The sequence below is a fragment of the Colwellia sp. RSH04 genome (assembly GCF_003545765.1).
In the GTDB taxonomy this organism is placed as follows: domain Bacteria; phylum Pseudomonadota; class Gammaproteobacteria; order Enterobacterales; family Alteromonadaceae; genus Colwellia.
The window spans coordinates 76,860-97,291 of record NZ_QXIO01000007.1; the positions used below are offsets into that span (position 1 = coordinate 76,860).

Below are 20,432 nucleotides of genomic sequence, written 5' to 3' on the forward strand. Positions count from 1 at the left end.
GTTCATTAAACTCACTGTTAAGTTATTGAGAATGCACTTATGAAGTTGATATTTTCTGTTTTATTATTACTTGTTCAGAGTTGCTTTGCCCTTGCTGAAGATAAGCCACTTAGACCGTTAGACCCAAGTTATATGGGGGTACACGGTATGGTATTAGTTAGCCATAGCTCAACTATCTATGCATCACACTTACCTCTGTACCACAAACCACATGATGTTCAATTAATTTACAAATTAGAGTCTAAGGATTTAGCTTTATTACAAACGGTAAGAGATGGGCGGTTAACAACCATCAAACCGCAACCATTTAATTTAGATCAGCTTATTCGTGGAGATAAACTGGTAATCACTGCTGATGTATACGCAGGACATTTTGAAAGAGGAGGCATGCTGGTTTACGAAAATATGACACTAAACTTTAGTAAACAACTGTATGTGAGAAAACTAACAGATATTGCTGAATCTAGCACTCAGCAGGAGTATGATGCAATATCGTTAAGTAAAAACTATAAAATATATGTACACCGCATACAACAAGCGCCAAGTTATGACCAACTAATACATATTGATGTTGAAGCTGGTTGTTTATCACGCTTTAAAACATCGTCAGCTGTGCCAACAGAGCAAGAAACGCAATTTAAATTTATAAATTGCGGTAGTATGACGCCATTATATTTTGAAACGGAAGACTTCAAAAAACATTAATTAAAATAAGAGCTTCAGTGGGATTATTCATCACCAAAATTAGGTAATATTCCACTGCGGCTATGTTCAAAAACAAGTGATGTTTCTACCGTTGTGACTTCATCACGAGAGGTAATGTTTTTGAAAACAAACTGGCGTAAATGTTCACTATCTTTAACTGACATATGAATATAGTAATCGTAACTTCCACCCATATGGTAAAGATTAAGTATTTCAGGGTAGTTTAATAAATCGTCACGGAATTTATTTACAATCTGTTCTGAGTAAGGCTGAAGTCGAATCGCGGCAATAGCTTCAATATTACCACCAATGGTTTTTAAGTTTACATCGATGAAGGCGCCTTTAATAACTCCGCTTTGTTTTAACCTTTTTACACGTTCTAAACAAGTAGAAGGGGCAATACCTATTTTAGCGGCCAATTCTTTGTTGGTAATATCAGCATCGTTATATAAAATGGTTAATACTTTCAAATCGATACTGTCTAGTTTTTTCATTATTCACCTGTAAGTCAATTACCACTTTAATAAGATAAATTCTACACTTATTACGGGTCGATAAACTAGTCAAAAAAGCATATTGTTTGAACTATTAGCCTAAATGATAGAAAAACCCCAATGACTTTTACGCTTTAAATGAAAATAGGGGCTTGTGGTGTTACAGTTGTTACAAATTTTCACAGTGATAATATTTGCTAGTGTAAGGTGATTTGACATATTATGACCTTGCTTATTTCCAATTAGAACAATTAAAAAGGTACGCTATGACTTTGCTTTGGATACCCCTGTTATCCTTACTTGGCAGTATTATCTCTTCAATGACCAATACATTGACTCGTAACCAATCGACGAGATTAACGTTGTTGATGCCTATAATTGCATTACTCATGACTATAAGTCTTGCACCAACTGTTTTCTCAGGCGAAGTAATTCGAGAAAGTTTCTCTTGGATACCCTTATTGGGTATTGAAATTGCTTTTCGCTTAGATGGCTTAGCGCTGCTATTCGTTTTTATGATATTAGTCATTGGGATATTAGTGATATTTTATGCCCGCTACTATGTGAGTAATAACGACTCCTTACCAAAACTTTATACCTATTTAATGTTATTTATGACAGCAATGCTTGGCATTGTCATGTCGAATAATGTCATACAATTATGGTTTTTTTGGGAGTTAACCAGTATTAGCTCTTTTCTGTTGATTAGTTATTGGTGGCAAAAATCAGAAGCGCGCGAAGGTGCTATTATGGCATTAGCCATAACCGGTGCTGGGGGCTTGGCTCTATTAGCAGGTTTACTGTTACTTGGAGATATGGTTGGCAGCTATAGTTTAGATGTAATTTTAGCAAGTAAAGAAATTATCCAAAATCATGCGTTGTATGAAGTTACGTTAGTGTTGATTCTTTTAGGGGCATTTACTAAATCAGCTCAGTTTCCCTTTCATTTTTGGTTACCTCATGCGATGGCTGCACCAACACCTGTTAGCGCATATTTGCACTCGGCAACGATGGTTAAAGCAGGAGTTTTCCTTTTAGCCCGTTTTTATCCCGCATTAGCAGGTTCTGATATATGGTTTATTCTAGTGAGTTTTACTGGGCTTACCACCTTGTTATTTGCAGCGTATGTCGCGTTATTTAAACATGATTTAAAAGGGTTGTTAGCCTATTCTACGATTAGTCATTTAGGCTTGATTACGATGCTGTTTGGTTTAAATACTGAGCTTGCTGCTGTTGCTGCAATCTTTCATATTATTAACCATGCAACTTTTAAAGCGTCTTTATTTATGGCGACGGGGATCATTGATCATGAAACCGGTACCCGTGATATGCGAAAAATTAATGGTATGTGGCGTTATATGCCTTATACCGCTACATTAGCAATGGTTGCTGCTGCGGCAATGGCAGGTGTGCCACTGTTAAATGGTTTTTTATCTAAAGAAATGTTTTTTGCTGAAACCTTACATCAGCAATTATTAGGCTCAATGTCTTGGTTAATCCCTGTTCTTGCTACCGTAGCAGGGGCGTTTGCTGTTGCTTATTCTGCTCGATTTATTCACGATGTTTTCTTTAATGGTGAACCTGTTAATTTACCGAAACAACCCAAAGAAGCTCCTCGGTCTATGCGTCTTCCTATAGAAGTTTTAGTTGCATTATGTTTGGTGGTAGGAATCATTCCAAATTTTGTTGTTGATGATATTTTATCAGCAGCTTCATTAGCGACCATTGGTGGTCATGTGCCTGATTATGAAGTCGCACTATGGCATGGATTTAACTTACCGTTATTAATGAGTGCTATTGCCGTTTGTGGTGGCTTGTTTTTGTATAGCCAGCGACGATATCTATTCAAATTTCAAGACTCTTTACCGTCTTTAAATGCTAAGAAAATGTTTGATAAAGCCATGCTAAGCATCACAAACTGGTGTCAAGCTAAGGTGAGTAAAATCGAAAATGGTTCTTTACAACGTTATTTAACGCTGATGTTTTTGATTGTTTTACTTTTTGCTGGATGGCCGTTGTTTGAAATGAACCAATTAGGTGGGCAAAAAGCACTAACACCTATTGATGTATTTAACGCTATGGGGGCTGGCTTATTAATTGTTGGCGCTATTAGTACCGTTATTTGGTATAGCAACAGGGTAGTCTCGTTAATCATGCTCTCTGTTGTTGGCTTGATGGCTTCAATTGCTTTTACTCGCTTTTCAGCGCCAGATTTAGCTTTGACACAATTAACCGTTGAAGTTGTGACTATTATTTTACTTATGTTGGCATTGTTTTTCTTGCCACAACACTCACCAAGAGAATCAAGTTCGATGCGCATTTTGCGCGATATTGGTATTTCGGGTGCGTTAGGTATTGTAGTTGCAAGTATTTGTTATGCATTAATTACACGCCCACTTGATTCTATTTCAGCCTTCTTTTTAGCTAATGCAAAAACTGGCGGCGGCGGCACCAATGTAGTTAATGTTATTCTGGTTGATTTTCGAGGCTTTGATACTTTAGGTGAAATCTGTGTCTTAGGTATTGCCGCCTTAGGTATTTATAAGTTATTAATTAACCTTCCGCTTATTATGCCAACGAGTGATAGTAAAGGTAGACCTTGGGCAAAAGAACGTTACCCTATTTTATTAGCGAGTATTTCGCAGTCGTTATTGCCGTTAGCATTATTAGTCTCTTTTTATATCTTCCTTCGAGGTCACAATTTACCTGGCGGAGGTTTCATTGCCGGTTTAGTGACTGCAGTTGCGTTTATATTGCAATATATTGCTCATGGTTCCCATTGGATTGGTCAACGATTGACGATTAACTATCGTAAAATAATTGCCGTGGGTGTAGCCATTGCACTCTTTACTGGGGTGGGCAGTTGGTTCTTTGGAAGGCCATTTATGAAAACGTGGTTTGATTATTTTAATCTGCCATTGGTTGGTGAGATAGAGCTAGCAAGTGCTTTAGTGTTTGATTTAGGTGTGTATATAACGGTTGTTGGTTCTACATTGATGATTTTGGCAAGTCTTGGTCAATTAACCATGAACGAATCTAAAAAAGAGGTAAATATTTAATGGAGCTTCTCTACGCTTCCTGCATCGGGGTTCTAGTCTCCTGTGGTGTCTTTTTGATTTTACGCGCTAGAACTTTTCCGGTTGTTTTAGGGTTAACGATGTTTTCTTACGCGGTTAATTTATTTTTATTCTCAGCAGGGCGACTTAGTTTAAATAAAGCGGCGGTATTAGGTTATAGCTCTGAATATGCTGATCCTTTACCTCAGGCACTTGTTCTCACAGCCATAGTGATTGGTTTTGCAATGACTGCCTTTGTGGTGATTTTAGCTATCAGAGGCCGAGCCGATTTAGGGACTGATCATGTGGATGGTTATGAAGTTGAAGTACCAGTGAAAAAGATTATAAAAAAGAGAAAGGTTAAACCATGAGTCAGCATTTAATTTTTTTACCTATTCTAATACCAATGCTTGCTGGCGTTATGCTTTTAATGTCGCCATTTGGTAAAACAAAAATGAACAGACGAATTACCTCGTTAAGTTTAGGCGCGCTAACATTATTAGTGTCAATCATACTATTGTTGACCGTTAACGGGAATGGTACACAGGTTTATGCAATAGGTGATTGGAGTGCCCCTTTTGGTATTGTTTTAGTCGCAGATCCTTTATCAACTATTCTTGTTTGTTTAACCACTTTACTTGGTTTTGTTTGTACTTTATATGCTAGTAGCGGTGATGATGATAAAGGCAATTTTTTTCATCCTTTATTACATTTTCTGGTGTTAGGGGTGAATGGTGCGTTTTTAACGGGCGATGCTTTTAATTTATTTGTGTTTTTTGAAGTGTTATTGATCGCTTCTTATTCTTTGTTAATGCATGGTGGCCAAAAGCGCAGTACACGTGCTGCTTTGCACTATGTTATTTTGAATCTAGTTGGCTCAGCTGTTTTTTTGATTGCCCTTGGTATTTTATATGGCGTTTTAGGTACGCTAAATATGGCTGATATGGCACAAAAAGTCTCTTTATTACAAGGGGATGATGTTTATTTAGCAAAAATAGGTGGCTTGTTGCTATTGGTTGTTTTTGCTTTGAAAGGGGCGTTATTACCACTGCATTTATGGTTGCCAAATACTTATGCTAGTGCAATGCCTGTTGTCGCAGCACTCTTTGCGATTATGACAAAAGTTGGCATTTACTCGATGATGCGCTTTTATACGCTTATATTCGGTGAACACGCTGGAGAGTTAAGTCATGTTGCACAGAATTGGTTATGGTGGTTAGCACTTATCACAATAATGATGGGATCTATAGGTGTTTTAGCGAGTAAAAGTTTAAGTAAATTGACGGCCAATTTGGTTATTGTTTCCGTTGGCACCCTAGTTGTACTCATCTCTGTGCAGACTGTGGGCTCAAGTGCAGCAGCTATCTATTATTTGGTTCATTCAACCTTAGTAACAGCAGCATTATTTTTGATTGCTGATATTATTGGCAGACAACGAGGACATGTTTTTGATCGCATTGAAGCTGGTCCGCCAATGTTACAGCCGAAGTTATTGGGAGTTTGTTTCCTCATTGCCGGCATCAGTGTCATTGGTATGCCACCATTATCAGGTTTTATCGCTAAGGTTTGGCTGCTTAAAGAAACGGTTAATATAAATAATAGCGAGATATTCTGGACAATATACTTACTTGCAAGTCTTGCTGTGTTAGTTGCGGTAACTAAAGCGGGAAGTACAGTGTTTTGGAATCACTCAAACACGCAAAAAGATATCAAAGCTGAATCAGTAAGGCCTAGAATAGTTAACTCTATGCAGTTAGTCGCAATTATTATTCTTATTTCTAGTGCGCCGTTAATGACTCTTTTTGCGGGCTCATTAAGTGAGTATTCGCAAAGTGCTGCAACTCAACTTCATGATTTTAATAATAATGTTAACGTTATTCTTTCGGGAGGTAAGTAATGCGCACAGATTCACCATCAAAATGGCTTCCCTCGCCATTCCTAAGTTTTTTACTCTTTGTAGTTTGGTTGTTGTTGAATAATAGTTTGTCAGCAGGGCATATTATTTTAGCGGTAGTTCTGGCTATTATTATCCCAATAGCGATTAGCCCATTTAGAACGAATCAGCCAATAGTTGCTAAGCCAGGTTTAGCATTTCGACACTTAATGTTAGTGCTTTACGACATTATTACCGCAAATGTTCAGGTAGCTATATTGATTTTGGGCCCAACTAGAAAGCTAACGCCTGGCTTTGTAAAAGTACCGCTAGATTTAACTCATAGCACTCCTATTACCATTCTAGCTAGTACGGTGTCATTAACCCCTGGTACTGTTAGTGCAGAAGTGTACCCTTGGGAAGAAAGCCTTGAAGAGAGTGAAGAGCCAGAGCAACGATATTTATTAATTCATGTGCTTAATTTAGAAGATGAACAAGCGTTAATAAATACCATTAAACAGCGTTATGAGGCGCCTCTTATGGAGATATTTCAATGCTAGAAACTGTGATATTAATTGTTTTTGCTATGATAGGGATATCGTTAATTTTGAACTTATGGCGTTTATTAGTTGGACCATCGACTCCTGATAGGATTCTCGCTCTTGATACTATGTATATTAATAGTATTGCTTTAATTATTTTATACGGCATGAGTTCAGGCACTTCATTATATTTTGAGGCCGCGCTGCTTATTGCAATGCTTGGTTTTGTTAGTACGGTAGCAGTATGTAAGTACTTGTTGCGTGGCGATATTATAGAATAAGGTTTTAAGTAATGTTTGAATGGATTGTTTCTATTTTACTATTAATCGGCGGTGCTTTTGTACTTGTGGGTTCTATTGGTTTAGTTAAAATGCCTGACTTTTTTATGCGTCTTCATGGGCCTACAAAGGCAACTACATTAGGTATGGCCTGTTTATTAACCGCTTCAATGGTTTTTTTTAGTAATACACAAGCTGATCTGAGTATGAAAGAAATACTCATCTCATTATTTTTATTATTAACGGCTCCTATTAGTGGCTATATGATGATTAAGTCGGCTATTCATCATAAGGTTGAAAGTATAGAGCGTACCCAAGGTAAAGATAATATTGAAGATGATGTTTAACTCTTACATTTTATATAGAACAGGTAAAAATCGTATACACCTATAAGTTTACGTATCACTGTAGGTTTGTATTTTTCGCTGTGAAGTGAAAAGGGGTATGTATATTTTATAGTTTTCGGTAGAATAACAGACCTAGCTTTAAGTTGACTCTATCAAATAGAGCCTAGCTTAATTATTTGTTAGTTCATAGCTCTAGATGCCTTACATCACACTATCATGCAGTATAATTATCAGGATTTAATTCAGCTTTTTAATGCCTCCTTTACCAAAACGTACAATACCGTGCTGGTTAAAGGGGGTGATGAACCGATATATATCCCAGCGAATAACGAATGTTCTTTTCATCAAGTTATTTTTGCGCACGGATACTTTTCTAGTGCTCTTCATGAAATAGCTCATTGGTGCCAAGCGGGAGAGAAAAGACGCTTGCTTGAAGATTACGGCTATTGGTATGTACCAGATGGTAGAAATGAGCAACAGCAAAAAACGTTTGAAGCAGCCGAAGTCTATCCTCAAGCACTTGAATGGGCGTTTAATGTGGCTGCCAAGAAGAAGTTTAATGTATCTTCAGACAACTTGAATGGTTATCAAAGCGATCGTCTCGCTTTTCAAGAGAAGGTTTTTCAACAAGTGATTGTTTTTTTAGAGCAAGGGTTCCCAGCAAGAGCACAAGCCTTTATTAACTCCTTAGCGGCTTTTTACGATACTCGTTTGCCTTTAACTAAAACCGATTTTATACAACAACATCATAAGGAAAGTTTTTGTGAGCCAATTTAAATTAGGATTTATTATCAACCCTATTGCGGGTATTGGCGGAAGTGTCGCACTTAAAGGGAGCGACGGAATGACCATGCATGCACTAGCTTTAGGGGCTAAACCTAAGGCAAATGAGCGAGCTCATCAAGCCTTGGAAATTCTTGAACCGTATAAAGATAAACTAACCGTATATACCGTTAATGATCAGATGGGGCAATATTGCGCGAAGTCACTTGGTTTTAACACTGAACTAGTTCATGAAGTGAAAACTAAACAAACAACGGCAAATGATACAGAACATGCGGTTAAAGCGTTACTTGACAAAAAAGTAGACATTATTTTGTTTGCGGGTGGTGATGGCACAGCTAGAAACATTGCTAATATTGTTTCAAATAACGATAAAGGTTTAAACCAAGTACCTGTTTTAGGTATTCCGGCAGGGTGTAAGATTCATTCAGGTGTTTATGCTATTACGCCTAAAGCCGCTGGCCGAGTCGTTGAAATGATGGTTAATAAAGAGCTTGTTAGTTTAGCTGAAGGCGATGTTATGGATATTGACGAAAGCTTATTTCGTCAAGGTGTTGTTAAGGCAAAACGATATGGTGAGATGCAAATTCCCAGTGAGCTTCGCTATGTTCAAGCTGTTAAATCCGGTGGTAAAGAAAGTGATGAGCTCGTTTTGCAAGATATCTCTGCCAATATTATTGAAGAAATGGCTGACGAAGAAGAGACCTTATTTATTATTGGCTCGGGCTCTACAACGGCATTTTTAATGGCGGAACTTGGACTAGAAAACACTTTGCTTGGTGTCGATTTGGTCTATCAGCATGAGCTCAAAGGTAGCGATGTCACCGAAGCACAGCTGTGGCAAACTATCGAGCAACATGATGGCCCTTGTAAGCTTGTTATTACGCTTATTGGTGGACAAGGACATATTTTTGGTAGGGGAAATCAACAACTTAGTCCTCGTGTGATTAAAGCGGTATTAGCGCAGAGAAACGGTAGAGATAACATTGCTATTATTGCCACAAAAGCTAAATTGAGTGCATTAAATAATAGAGCATTAGTTAGCGATACAGGTGATAGTGAGCTTGATCAAACATTATCAGGATATATGTCAATAATGACAGGCTATAAAGACCAGGTACTGTATCCTGTGGCAAGCCCTGAATAATTAACTACTTTCAATATTATTTAAACATAGGAAATATATGAACACCACGTTAGATATTACCACAGTGGAAAACCTTTATAACTACCTAGATGGCTTATTTGAGCAGAATATAGATGATGATAGTTTGTTTGCTAGTGGATATATTAGGGGTTTTATTTCATTAGCCGCGAGTGATTACGGCGATGAGCAGCAAGTGATTAGTGAAGCCTTAGTTAACGCTATAGGACTAGGTTTACAGCAAGCAAAAAAAGAACTGACTCCTCAAGATAGCGTGATAGTGCAAAATTTTTGGCAGCAGTTACAAAGCAAGTTGAGTTATTAAATATATCGTGTAAATTTAGGGGCTGTTGATCTTCCGGGGTTGTTTTTGCAGCTTTTTGTTGGATATTTGTACAAGGCAGAGCCTTTGTCATGTGGTTATTCCACATAAAAAGGCGATAACGCCGTAAAAATAACCAACAAACGCTGTCCAAAGGATTCGGCTAAAAGCATTTTACGCTTTGTTGAGTAGTATTTGCTTAGAATGACTAAGCAAATACTACTCGGGGCGAATAAAACGCTTTTAGCTCGAACAAAATTTAATAGCGAAAGATCAACAGAGCCTAGTTTTTTATGGTTAAGCTAGCATTATTTGCTTCTTACAAAGCGTAATTGTTTTTGGCAGAACAATTACCTTGAATAGGCAATAGCTTAAATGAAGCAATCAATAAATTACGTTACCAGTTAGGCAACATCACATTAAGTATTAATGGTTTGCTGGTTTTATCCAAGATGCATAATTATTTTCTTTAGTGCTTTGTATTTCATATAACTTGGTTATGCTGTTCATTTCTTTTAAAAGGGATTCTGTTACCACTTTAATGGTTTTAGGCGAAAAGTTTCCTTCGTTGGTACCATCAAACTTGGTTTGATAAAAGCGCCATTGATTAGCTACTTCTACTAACGCTTCATTGATTTGCGGTGTGTTTTCTCTAGCCGTTAATAGTTTATCAAGCGCTTGTGTAAACTGTCTTGCTGTTTTGTGCATGTCTTGTTTGAAAATCTTTTCTTTGTAGCCTGAATTGCTGGCGTAATAAAGCATGGCTAATCGTTGAGAAAGCATGCGTTGCCTACCTGATAAGTTCACTAAATGATCGCTATTGGCACGAGAGGTATACTCAATACTTAATACCAAGTCATGTGCCGATTTCAACAGAGCAGTACTTTGTTTTACAATTTGTTCAGTCTTATCTTTATTGGCTTCTGATAAAACAAAAGTACGAAAGACATACCAATTGTTTTTTAATTGTTTAAGTGATTCTTTGGATTTGCTGTCTTGTATTGAGGCGTTTAAATGAAAAATATTCTCCTCGAATATAGCTGCACTTTCATCAAGCTCATTCCTTGCTGCTTCAGTGCCAATGTTTTGGCTAACAAGAATATAATTTTTTGCCATTCGTTGCGAAAGCATTCGTTGTAACCCAGCTTTATTGATTGACTCAGATAAGTTGAGTTGTTGTCCTTGAGCATTCCCTATTGCTGAAACAAAAAGAAGTATTAATAACTGTAGTAGTTTAGTGTTCATTTTGAATATCATCCTGTCTTAAATTCTAGGCGAACAATAAATAATAATGGCTAGTAACTTCTTGATGTAGAACAAGTAAATGCAACTATATTAGATTATATTTGCATTGACTATTACCGGTGGTTTTTTAGCGGTGTGTTGTTAGCATTTTCTTTTGATAATATCTCTGATAATAAATCGGTTGGGGCTTAAATTAAATAGCATTTCACTATCAACAGGGTAAGGGGTATTGCAGATGTCTGCTGTGATGATGTCTGCTGCTAGTGGTGCAGAGCAAAGTCCGCGCGCACCTAAGCCTAAAGCCACATATAAATTATGCACAACAGGGGCTGGCTCACTATAACGCCAGTTTTTATCTTTTGCTAAATGAGAGTATATGGCTTTATGCGCCGATATATCAGGCATAGCACCGACTACTGGCATATGGTCTTGCGACATACAACGAAGCCTTGCTTTGCTCGTACTAATATCATTGTCACGCCAATGAATATTTTTTGAAACTTCAGGTAAGCACTGTTCAAGCATAGTTAAATTGTATTTATCATCTTCAGCAGATGTCTTTGTATTAGTGTCGTTTTTTTGAAAAGTCGCCCCAATACAATGAATGCCCTTATTTTTTGGCGTTAAATATCCTTTATGACAAATCACCGTATTTAAAGGTGAAATGTTTTCATTACTTTGCATACTTGTTACTTGGCCACGTGTTGCTGATAGCGGTAAGGATTTTATATACTCCATATCGATAACTTCTGCACCACCACATACAATTAATACACTTGCGTTAAATTCACCTTTGTTTGTCGTTAATTTCCACTGTGTTTCTTTATTATCTAATGAAGAGTGTTCAAGCGGGGTGATTTTACGAATATGTGTATTTGTTTTAACTTTCAAACGCCCTGTTTTTTCAGCTGCTTGAATAATTTTTTGAACAAGTTGTTGAGGGGCAGCCCATCCAGCATTTGGCATAAATAGCCCGCCATGTTGCAAAGGGATACCTGCTATTCTTGAGGCTTGTGAGCTATCAACACTTTGAATAAGATCTTTAGGCCAAGCGGCTAACTGATCAAATTTATCTTGTCGGTTTTGCAGGGCCTCTTTGTAAGACAATTCAAGTAAGCCACACCATTGATGATCAAAGTGAAAACCTTGTTGAAAAATGTCATCGTAAAAGTGCCTAGCACGCCAAAATGCTGCTTGATAAAATAAGCTAATATCATCGTGAGATTGATGTAATAAGGGGTATAAAGCACCAATTGCATTACTTGAACCACCTTGTGCAATAGTCTCATCCTTACAATAAAGTGTGATTTTAACCCCTTGTTTCGCTAGTTTATAAGCAATACAAGCAGAGGCAATACCACCGCCAATAATACTCACGTGCTGAGGCTTTGTTATTATAGGTCTGTGTTGATAACCTTTATGAGGGTTAATACGATGAAACGTACCTCTTAATATTTCTTTCTTTTTTCCCTTTGATGGCAGTTTTTCTATCCTAAATCCAACGTCTTGGAGAGCTCTTTTGACAAAGCCTGCCACCGTAAAAGTGGTTAAAGAGGCTTGCTCTTGACTTAATCTAGCAATTTGTTGAAATAAACCTGCACTCCACATGTCGGGGTTTTTAGCAGGAGAAAAACCGTCTAAATACCAAATATCAACCAAGTTACATAATAAATCAGTCTGAGTATTACGCTCGTTTCTAATAGATAATTGCTTTAATCCATTACTGGCATCATCAAAAATAATGGTTAAGTGCACTTTATTATTTAGAAAGGATGCTTCAAAGACTTGTTCAGTTAAAGTATGTGAACTGGGATATTGTTCAAGAAGCATTTCTGCGTATTTTGATAATTCGGGTAAGACGGTAAGTGATTGCTGTAATTGCTTTTTATTTAAGGGATATTTTTCGACACTGATAAAATGTAAAGGGGCTATGTCTTGCGAACTTTCACTTTGAGCATTTTGGTACGCCTGTAAGGTCAATAAAAAATTAAGACCAGTACCAAAACCTGTTTCTGCGATAGTTATTGTGGATTTCGCTTCAATAAAGCGCTGTTTTATATTATTGCTACAAATAAAAATATCATCACTTTGTTGATAACCTGACTCACTATCAAAATAAATATCATTAAAGCGAGTGCAATAGGGAGCGCCATCTTCTTTAAAGGACAGTGTACTTTTTGAATTTGCTGTTATATCAGCGCTTTTAGAATTTTCTATAGACAAAATAGGTACCAATAAAAATATCACTTAATGATTTATAGTGAGTTATTTTACGCTATATATTGATCGTGATCAGGGATATTTTGCTTTAGCTGTTTGATATTAGTCAAAAGAGCATAGATATATTTTCTGTTATAGCTTAACATTGTGTACATGTGTACGCTGGAAATTATACTTGTAATACCAGTTGATGGAATAATGCTTGTATAATGCAGCAGATTTTTAAATGATAGATGGTTGATTAAATGAAACGTGTAGTGATTACAGGTATTGGTATTGTATCAAGTATTGGTAACAATGCCGATGAGGTTTTAGCCTCATTAAAAGCAGGAAAGTCTGGTATAACTCGTTCAGAAAGCTTCGCTGAACAAGGTCTTCGTAGCCAAGTTTGGGGAAAACCCGCTTTAGAAACTAAAGATCATATCGATCGTAAAGCATTACGTTTCATGGGCGATGCTGCTGGTTATGCATACATCGCGATGGATCAAGCCATTGCAGACTCTAAATTAACCAAAGAGCAAGTATCTAACTTTCGTACAGGTATTGTTGCTGGCTCTGGCGGTGCATCTTCAGCAAATATTGTTGCCTCATCAGATACTTTAAGAAATAAAGGCATTCGCCGTGTTGGTCCTTATGCTGTACCCAAAACAATGGGGAGCACTTGTTCTGCCTGTTTAGCAACGCCATTTGAAATTAAAGGTGTTAACTATTCAATTAGCTCTGCTTGTGCCACTAGCGCACATTGTATTGGTCATGCGATGGAGCTTATTCAATTAGGCAAACAAGATGTTGTATTTGCTGGTGGTGGTGAAGAAGTTGATTGGTCATTGGCTATGATGTTTGATGGCATGGGTGCGTTATCTTCTAAATATAACGATAACCCTGAAACAGCTTCACGTACGTATGATGCTGACAGAGATGGTTTTGTTATTTCTGGCGGTGGCGGTATGGTTGTTGTAGAAGAATTAGAGCATGCTTTAGCACGTGGCGCACATATTTATGCTGAAATTGTTGGCTATGGCGCTACTTCAGACGGTTATGATATGGTTGCTCCAAGTGGTGAAGGTGCGGTGCGTTGTATGCAACAAGCAATGGAAGGCGTTGAAGGTAAGATTGATTACTTAAATACTCATGGTACATCTACACCGGTTGGTGATGTAAAAGAGCTTGGTGCTATTCAAGAGTTATTTGGTAATGATTCACCAGCGATTAGTGCAACAAAAGCAATGTCTGGACATGCATTAGGTGCTGCTGGTGTTCATGAAGCAATTTACTCTATTTTAATGATGGAAAATGACTTTGTTGCTCCGTCTATTAATATCGATACATTAGATGAGCAAGCTCAAGGTCTAGATATTGTTACTGAAAAACGTGATGCTAAACTTGATCTTATCATGTCCAACAGTTTCGGCTTTGGTGGTACAAACGCTACCCTAGTGATGAAGAAATATAAATAAAATTCATCAAATCGTATAGTAAATCCTGATGGTTAGTATTTACTAATCATCAGGATTTTTTTTGTCATAAAAACAGACCTTTTAAACTATTTCGGTATAATCGAATCAAACAAGACATTAATTATCCATAATGAATATTTTTTACGATGAAAATATGCCGTTTGCGCAAGAGTTTTTTACTGATTTAGGTAATCTTCACTCTTTTTCTGGACGAGAATTGCAAGCTGAAGATATTAAAGACGCCGATGTATTATTAGTGCGTTCTATTACTCAAGTGAATGCAGCGCTTTTAGCGCAAGCGCAACAGTTAAAGTTTGTTGGTACTGCGACTATTGGTACCGATCATATTGATCAAGCCTATTTGAAACAGCAAGGTATAGCATTTTATTCTGCTCCTGGTTGTAACGCTATTTCGGTTGCTGAATATGTATTGAGTGCTTTGGTCGTTTTAGCAGAACGCTATTTAATTAACTTATCAACGTTAACGGTTGGTATTGTTGGTGCAGGAAATACTGGCAGTCGACTTGCTGAAAAGCTATCAGCATTAGATATTACGTATAAATTGTGTGATCCGCTGCTCGAAGCGAAGCAGGGTAACGCCAACAATGATACGCGTAAATATTACCCTTTAGATGAAGTATTAAAATGCGATGTTATTTCATTGCATGTACCAAAAACGATGGAAGGTGAACACCGTACATTTAAGTTGCTTAATGAACAAAGGTTATCTGCTCTGCAAAATGAGCAAATTCTTATTAGTGCTTGTCGTGGTGAAGTAATAGATAATGACGCTTTACTTCGCTTAAAAGAACAAGGGCATGGTGTAAAACTTGTGCTTGATGTTTGGCAAGGAGAGCCTAATGTTCTAGAGCCATTAGTACCATTTACTGAAATAGCGACAGCACACATTGCTGGTTATAGCTTAGAAGGAAAAGCTCGTGGTAGTGAAATGCTCTATCAGGCATTATGTAATGAGCTGAAAATAGCAGCAAAACATCACTTAACTGACTTTTTACCAGCAGCAAATATTTCCTCTATAGAAATAACGCAGCAATTTGATCAAATAGTACTAAACCAGATAGTCAAAATGGTTTACGATGTCAGACGAGATGATGCTATTTTTCGTCAACAATTATCTGAACAAGGATTCGATACCATTAGAAAAACATACCCAGTTCGCAGGGAGTTTTCTTCAGTCAGTGTATCTTTATCTAAAAATGCCTACAGCGATGTGCCACATCGTTTAGGCTTTACAAAAACGTCCAACTAAGAAGAGAGAGGATCATGGCACAAAAATTTGATGTATGCATACTTGGCGCAACAGGGCTAGTTGGCAAAACCATTATGGAAATTTTAGAAGAAAGAGATTTCCCAATTAATAAATTATACCCGTTAGCCAGCGCTCGTTCAGCTGGTGAGTTTATTGAATTTAATGGTGAAAGCATTGAAGTACTTGACGCTGATCACTTTGATTGGAGCCAAGCACAAATTGGATTCTTCTCTGCAGGTGGCGCGACATCAGCTAAATATGCTCCAATGGCGGGTGAGGCAGGTTGTATTGTTATTGATAATACATCGGAGTTTAGATATGAAGCCGATATTCCTTTAATTGTACCTGAAGTAAACCCACATGCATTAGCTGAATATCGAAATCGTAATATTATTGCTAACCCTAACTGTTCTACCATTCAAATGCTCGTTGCGTTGAAGCCAATTCATGATGCAGTAGGTGTTAGTCGAGTTAATGTAAGTACCTATCAGTCAGTTTCTGGTGGTGGTAAAGAAGCAATGGATGAGTTAGCAAAGCAAACCGCTGATTTATTAAGTGGCAAGCCGGTTGAAAGCAAGAATTTCAGCCGACAAATTGCCTTTAATGTTATTCCACAAATTGATGTCTTTTTAGATAATGGCTACACTAAAGAAGAAATGAAAATGGTGTGGGAAACTAAAAAGATTCTAGGCGATGACAATGTACTTGTTAACCCCACAGCAGTGCGTGTTCCTGTGTTTTATGGGCACGGTGAAGCATTACACATTGAAACGAATGCACCAATATCCGCCGAAGAAGTGAAAGAGCTTTTAGCACAGTCGCCAGGACTTGTTGTATGTCCTAATGATGAAGATTTCCCAACACAAATTGGCGACGCTAGTGGTAAAGATGAAACTTATGTCGGTCGCATCCGTGAAGATATTAGCCATAATAATGGCATTAATATGTGGATTGTGGCTGATAATGTCCGCAAAGGTGCGGCAACAAACAGTGTTCAAATTGCCGAACTGTTAATAAAAGATCATTTGATTTAAGTTTTAACTAACAACTTAATTTGCTGCACTGCTTTAGCAACTGATGCAACCTTAAGTAAATTAAAGAAAAAGTAAAACTCGTCGTTAACTATAATACATAGTTGGCGGCGAGTTTTTTTGTTTTGAGCAATAAAGTTTTTATTGTCATAATAATGCAAGACATCTGACTTGAATTTGGTATTATCTTATTCATAAGTAAGTGATTTGGAATAATCTTTGCTTAAGTTTGATAAGCTGTTATAGATTTCAGCTGCGTAGCGGTTATTGCCAAATATTTGGCGATAGAGCACGAATAATCTAAATCTAATTCACATAATAATTTTTGATAGAAAGCGATTTTACTAGGAAGTCTTCATGCAAAGTTTACTGCGCCTTTGCCTTTGGCAGGTAGTTATTGTCAGCATATTGTTCGCTCAAATACCAGCACATGCTGAAGAAGAACGTGGCATTCGTATGCGTGGCCCTAAAAGTACTGATGTTTTTCCTTATGAAAAATATGGCCCTATCAGTGCTAAAGACACCTTGTGGAATATTGCTTTAAGAGTTAGGCCTGATAATCGTTTAACTGTCTATCAAGTTATGCAGGCTTTATTTCAAGAAAACCCTCAAGCATTCGTTGAAAATAATCGTAATCACCTAGTCGAGGGACAATACATTAAAATACCGTCATTTGAACAAATGATGGCCATTGATACCAATAATGCACGCTCTAAAACTGAGCAAGATGAAAAAGCATGGCAAAAGAAACAACCTCAATCTGTTAAAAAACAAAAGATACCTACTCAACCAACTGTAAAAAAAGAAGATCTAGATACAGTTAAAGTTGAAATTAATGAAAAGCTTCAAACCATTGACACCGCACAACAACAACGTCTCGAAAATATTCAACAAGATGTTCTGGACTCAATTGATGGCTTGCAGGCTATATTGAAAGAAAATGAATCGCTGAGGGATAGACTGTCAAGTTTTAACCAACAGCTTGAAGTGATGCAAGATGAAGTAGCGAAAGGCAAAGAAATAAAGTTACAGATGGATGACATGATAAAGCTTCAACAAGCTTTACTTGCTAAGGCTGAAGCGCGAGAACAAGAACTGTTGTTGGCAAAACAGCAAGCTGAAATGGATAAAAGTGACTTTATAAATAACCCATTGTTTTTAGTGGCAATGTCTACCATCCCTGCTTCTATTTTAGTGGGTTTCTTTATTTTATATTTGAAAAGAAAGCGCGAAACCAAAGATGATGACAGTTTTGTTGAAGAGTTGTTTGATGCTGAGAAAACGGAAGAAAAACCAGAAAAAGAAGCAAGTTTAAATGATGAGTTAGGTCTTGATGAAGATTTATCGCTTGATGATGAATTGTCATTAGATGATGAGCTTGGTTTAGATGATGATTTATCCCTTGATGATGAGTTAGAGTTAGATGATGATCTATCCATTGACTTATTAGATGGTGATGATTCCGACGATGACATTCATTTAGACGATGATGATGCTTTAGATGATTTGGATGATCTTGAAGATATATTGCTTGATGATGAAAGCGAACTAGAACCATTAGAGAATGGCGAGTTAGACCAAGACGATTTAGATTCACTGCTCTCTGGACTTGAAGAAGAAGATTCACCCAAAGAAGACGCTGATGAAAGTGAAGTGCTAGCTGGCGGTGAACTGAATCAAGATGATTTAAATGATTTATTAGGTGATTTAAGTAGCGTTGATGAAGAAGATGATATCGATACCATTACTGAGCCTGAAGCAGAGGAAAGTGCTGGTATAGAAGAGATTGATATTGATGAAGCATTAGCTGGTGCTGAATCTAAAGATGTTGCTGATGAGTTACCAGCCGAAGTTACTGATCCTGATGATATTGATGCCTTACTTGACTCAATGAATGACTCGCAGAGTGATTCAACTGAAGACGTTGATGCTCAAGAAAATAATGTTGTTGATGAGTTACCAGCCGAAGTTACTGATCCTGATGATATCGATGCCTTACTTGACTCAATGAATGACTCGCAGAGTGATTCAACTGAAGACGTTGATGCTCAAGAAAATAATGTTGCTGATGAGTTACCAGCCGAAGTTACTGATCCTGATGATATCGATGCCTTACTTGATTCAATGAATGATTCAAAGGCTGGCTCGCAAAGTGATTCAATTGATGAGCTAACAGAGCAGGTTTCTGCTGAAGAAATTGCCCTAGAAGAAATTGTGCCTGAGGAGATTACTCCAGAAGAGATCGATGTCCAAGAAAGTAGCGTTGCTGATAAATTACCTGTCGAAGTCACCGATCCTGATGATATTGATGCCTTACTTGACTCAATGAATGGCTCAATGAATGATTCGCAAAGTGATTTAACTGATGAACCAGCAGAGCAGGCTTCTGCTGAAGAAATTGCCCTAGAAGAAATTGTGCCTGAGGAGATTACTCCTGAAGAGGTTGATGTCCAAGAAAGTAGCGTTGCTGATGAATTACCAGCCGAAGTCACAGACCCTGATGATATCGATGCTTTACTTGATTCAATGGCTGATGCAATGCCTGAAGAGTCAGCAAGCTCACCAGCAAATAATCTTGCTGATGAACTACCTGATGATGTCACCGATCCTGATGATATCGATGCTCTTCTTGATTCAATGAATGGCATTACTCCAGATATGAGTGATAAGCCTTCAAATACGACTATACCAGAAGTTATCGATACCTCAGAAACATTAGAGGAAGAGGCCTCAGAGAATGCTAATAAAATTAACCAATTTACTGAAGAATATGTTGCTCCATTCTTAAATGCTGATTTTAATGATGTTCGAAATGATGAAGGTGTTAATGAAGAAAACACAACTGAATCAAAAGATATTATTGATGATGAACTAGATATCGATGCATTAATCTCAGAAGTGAATGAAGAGAAAAGTGAGTCAATTGCTGCAAACGAGCAAGTAGAACAGCAAGCCTCTGAAGCTCTCGATAACCTCGACTTTACAGATGAAAATGTATTAGCAGATTTACTTGCTGAAAATATAGATGAAAACTCCGTCAGTGAAGAGTTACCTAACCAAGATGAAAACGAGGTTGCACTGACACAAGAGACAGCTAGTGAAATTGAAGATATTGAGGAGTTAGACAATACCGATTTTGATGAGTTACTTGCCAATATTAAAGAAGAGTCTGTATCAGCTGATAGTAATACTTTAGAAGAAGATGTGTTAGAGGATATTGGAGATTCGTTAATTGCTGACGTTACTCCTCAAGACAATAGCTCAGCCACTCAACAGCAAGAAAAAGAACAAGATTTTGTCTCAGTTGATGACTTGCTATCAGACAGTCAAATAGAAGAGTCTGATAACGAGCCCTATGAAAAGACTAATATAGATGTAGGTTTAAATGAGTATGCAGAGTTTGCAAAAGATAGTAAAGCTATTGATGTAGATGATAATAGTGACGTAGCTGGAAAGCTTGATTTAGCTAAGGTATACGTTGAAATTGGTGATAAAGATAATGCAAAAGCCGTACTCGATGAAGTTTTGGTAAAAGGTGATGAACAGCAGAAATCTCAAGCTGAAGACTTGTTAGCTAAGCTTATGAGTTAATTACATCAATATTTTATATCAAAGCATGGCGAGGTATTAAAAAATAATGGATAATGCGCAGTAATTTTTTCAAT

At 37.4% G+C, this 20,432-nt stretch carries 17 protein-coding genes and 1 pseudogene; 14 read left to right on the forward strand and 4 right to left on the reverse strand.

Going from position 1 to position 20,432, the window contains the following annotated elements:
* Window positions 1–39 precede the first annotated feature (39 nt).
* Window positions 40–705, forward strand: coding sequence for a hypothetical protein (locus D1094_RS12670; protein ID WP_118960488.1), 666 nt, complete (start codon window positions 40–42; stop codon window positions 703–705).
* 23 nt (window positions 706–728) lie between these two features.
* On the opposite strand, the gene D1094_RS12675 is transcribed toward D1094_RS12670, so the two are convergent.
* Entirely contained in the window at window positions 729–1,199 is a 471-nt protein-coding gene (locus D1094_RS12675) for an Lrp/AsnC family transcriptional regulator (protein WP_118960489.1), read from the reverse strand.
* A gap of 266 nt (window positions 1,200–1,465) precedes the next feature.
* Between D1094_RS12675 and D1094_RS12680 the strand changes: the two genes are divergently transcribed.
* The 9 genes from D1094_RS12680 to D1094_RS12720 all read left to right on the forward strand — a co-directional run bounded on the left by D1094_RS12680 (window position 1,466) and on the right by D1094_RS12720 (window position 9,547).
* Window positions 1,466–4,258, forward strand: a complete 2,793-nt coding sequence (locus D1094_RS12680) for a monovalent cation/H+ antiporter subunit A (RefSeq protein WP_118960490.1) — start codon at window positions 1,466–1,468, stop codon at window positions 4,256–4,258.
* Complete coding sequence (locus tag D1094_RS12685; protein WP_118960491.1) at window positions 4,258–4,626, forward strand: Na+/H+ antiporter subunit C; 369 nt, start codon at window positions 4,258–4,260, stop codon at window positions 4,624–4,626. Before D1094_RS12680 ends, D1094_RS12685 begins: the two co-directional genes overlap by 1 nt.
* The gene (locus tag D1094_RS12690) at window positions 4,623–6,152 is read left to right on the forward strand and encodes a monovalent cation/H+ antiporter subunit D (RefSeq protein ID WP_118960492.1); all 1,530 of its coding nucleotides are present in this window, start codon (window positions 4,623–4,625) and stop codon (window positions 6,150–6,152) included. The genes D1094_RS12685 and D1094_RS12690 overlap by 4 nt, the downstream gene beginning before the upstream one ends.
* Window positions 6,152–6,688 carry a Na+/H+ antiporter subunit E gene (locus D1094_RS12695; RefSeq protein WP_118960493.1) on the forward strand — a complete coding sequence of 179 codons (537 nt, stop codon included), beginning with the start codon at window positions 6,152–6,154 and terminating at the stop codon, window positions 6,686–6,688. The genes D1094_RS12690 and D1094_RS12695 overlap by 1 nt, the downstream gene beginning before the upstream one ends.
* A complete protein-coding gene (locus D1094_RS12700; protein WP_118960494.1) occupies window positions 6,682–6,951 on the forward strand; it encodes a K+/H+ antiporter subunit F in 270 nt (89 codons plus the stop codon). Before D1094_RS12695 ends, D1094_RS12700 begins: the two co-directional genes overlap by 7 nt.
* A gap of 11 nt (window positions 6,952–6,962) precedes the next feature.
* Window positions 6,963–7,295 (forward strand): Na+/H+ antiporter subunit G, encoded by a 333-nt coding sequence (locus tag D1094_RS12705; protein ID WP_118960495.1) that lies wholly within the window; start codon window positions 6,963–6,965, stop codon window positions 7,293–7,295.
* Window positions 7,296–7,511: 216 nt separating this feature from the next.
* Window positions 7,512–8,072: an elongation factor P hydroxylase gene (locus D1094_RS12710; protein WP_118960496.1), complete on the forward strand. Its 561-nt coding sequence runs from the start codon at window positions 7,512–7,514 to the stop codon at window positions 8,070–8,072.
* Window positions 8,059–9,225 (forward strand): ATP-NAD kinase family protein, encoded by a 1,167-nt coding sequence (locus D1094_RS12715; protein ID WP_118960497.1) that lies wholly within the window; start codon window positions 8,059–8,061, stop codon window positions 9,223–9,225. The genes D1094_RS12710 and D1094_RS12715 overlap by 14 nt, the downstream gene beginning before the upstream one ends.
* A 37-nt stretch (window positions 9,226–9,262) precedes the next feature.
* The gene (locus D1094_RS12720; protein WP_118960498.1) at window positions 9,263–9,547 is read left to right on the forward strand and encodes a YfcL family protein; all 285 of its coding nucleotides are present in this window, start codon (window positions 9,263–9,265) and stop codon (window positions 9,545–9,547) included.
* Here D1094_RS12720 and D1094_RS18945 read toward each other — a convergent pair.
* The 3 genes and pseudogenes from D1094_RS18945 to mnmC all read right to left on the reverse strand — a co-directional run bounded on the left by D1094_RS18945 (window position 9,544) and on the right by mnmC (window position 13,012).
* A pseudogene (locus D1094_RS18945) lies at window positions 9,544–9,762 on the reverse strand (hypothetical protein). The gene D1094_RS12720 and the pseudogene D1094_RS18945 sit on opposite strands and share 4 nt — an antisense overlap.
* Window positions 9,763–9,970: 208 nt before the next feature.
* Window positions 9,971–10,789 carry a type IV pili methyl-accepting chemotaxis transducer N-terminal domain-containing protein gene (locus D1094_RS12730; protein ID WP_182440184.1) on the reverse strand — a complete coding sequence of 273 codons (819 nt, stop codon included), beginning with the start codon at window positions 10,787–10,789 and terminating at the stop codon, window positions 9,971–9,973.
* Between the two features lie 141 nt (window positions 10,790–10,930).
* Window positions 10,931–13,012, reverse strand: coding sequence for a bifunctional tRNA (5-methylaminomethyl-2-thiouridine)(34)-methyltransferase MnmD/FAD-dependent 5-carboxymethylaminomethyl-2-thiouridine(34) oxidoreductase MnmC (mnmC, locus tag D1094_RS12735; RefSeq protein ID WP_259337955.1), 2,082 nt, complete (start codon window positions 13,010–13,012; stop codon window positions 10,931–10,933).
* Between the two features lie 242 nt (window positions 13,013–13,254).
* Here mnmC and fabB point away from each other — a divergent pair, with 242 nt between their 5' ends.
* The 4 genes from fabB (at window position 13,255) to D1094_RS12755 (ending at window position 20,358) form a co-directional block, all read left to right on the forward strand.
* A complete protein-coding gene (gene fabB, locus D1094_RS12740) occupies window positions 13,255–14,466 on the forward strand; it encodes a beta-ketoacyl-ACP synthase I (protein ID WP_118960500.1) in 1,212 nt (403 codons plus the stop codon).
* A 130-nt stretch (window positions 14,467–14,596) separates the two neighbouring features.
* Window positions 14,597–15,736 (forward strand): 4-phosphoerythronate dehydrogenase, encoded by a 1,140-nt coding sequence (locus D1094_RS12745; RefSeq protein ID WP_118960501.1) that lies wholly within the window; start codon window positions 14,597–14,599, stop codon window positions 15,734–15,736.
* 14 nt (window positions 15,737–15,750) lie between these two features.
* Window positions 15,751–16,770 (forward strand): aspartate-semialdehyde dehydrogenase, encoded by a 1,020-nt coding sequence (locus tag D1094_RS12750; protein ID WP_118960502.1) that lies wholly within the window; start codon window positions 15,751–15,753, stop codon window positions 16,768–16,770.
* 354 nt (window positions 16,771–17,124) lie between these two features.
* A complete protein-coding gene (locus D1094_RS12755; RefSeq protein WP_118960503.1) occupies window positions 17,125–20,358 on the forward strand; it encodes a FimV/HubP family polar landmark protein in 3,234 nt (1,077 codons plus the stop codon).
* The last annotated feature ends 74 nt before the right edge of the window (window positions 20,359–20,432 follow it).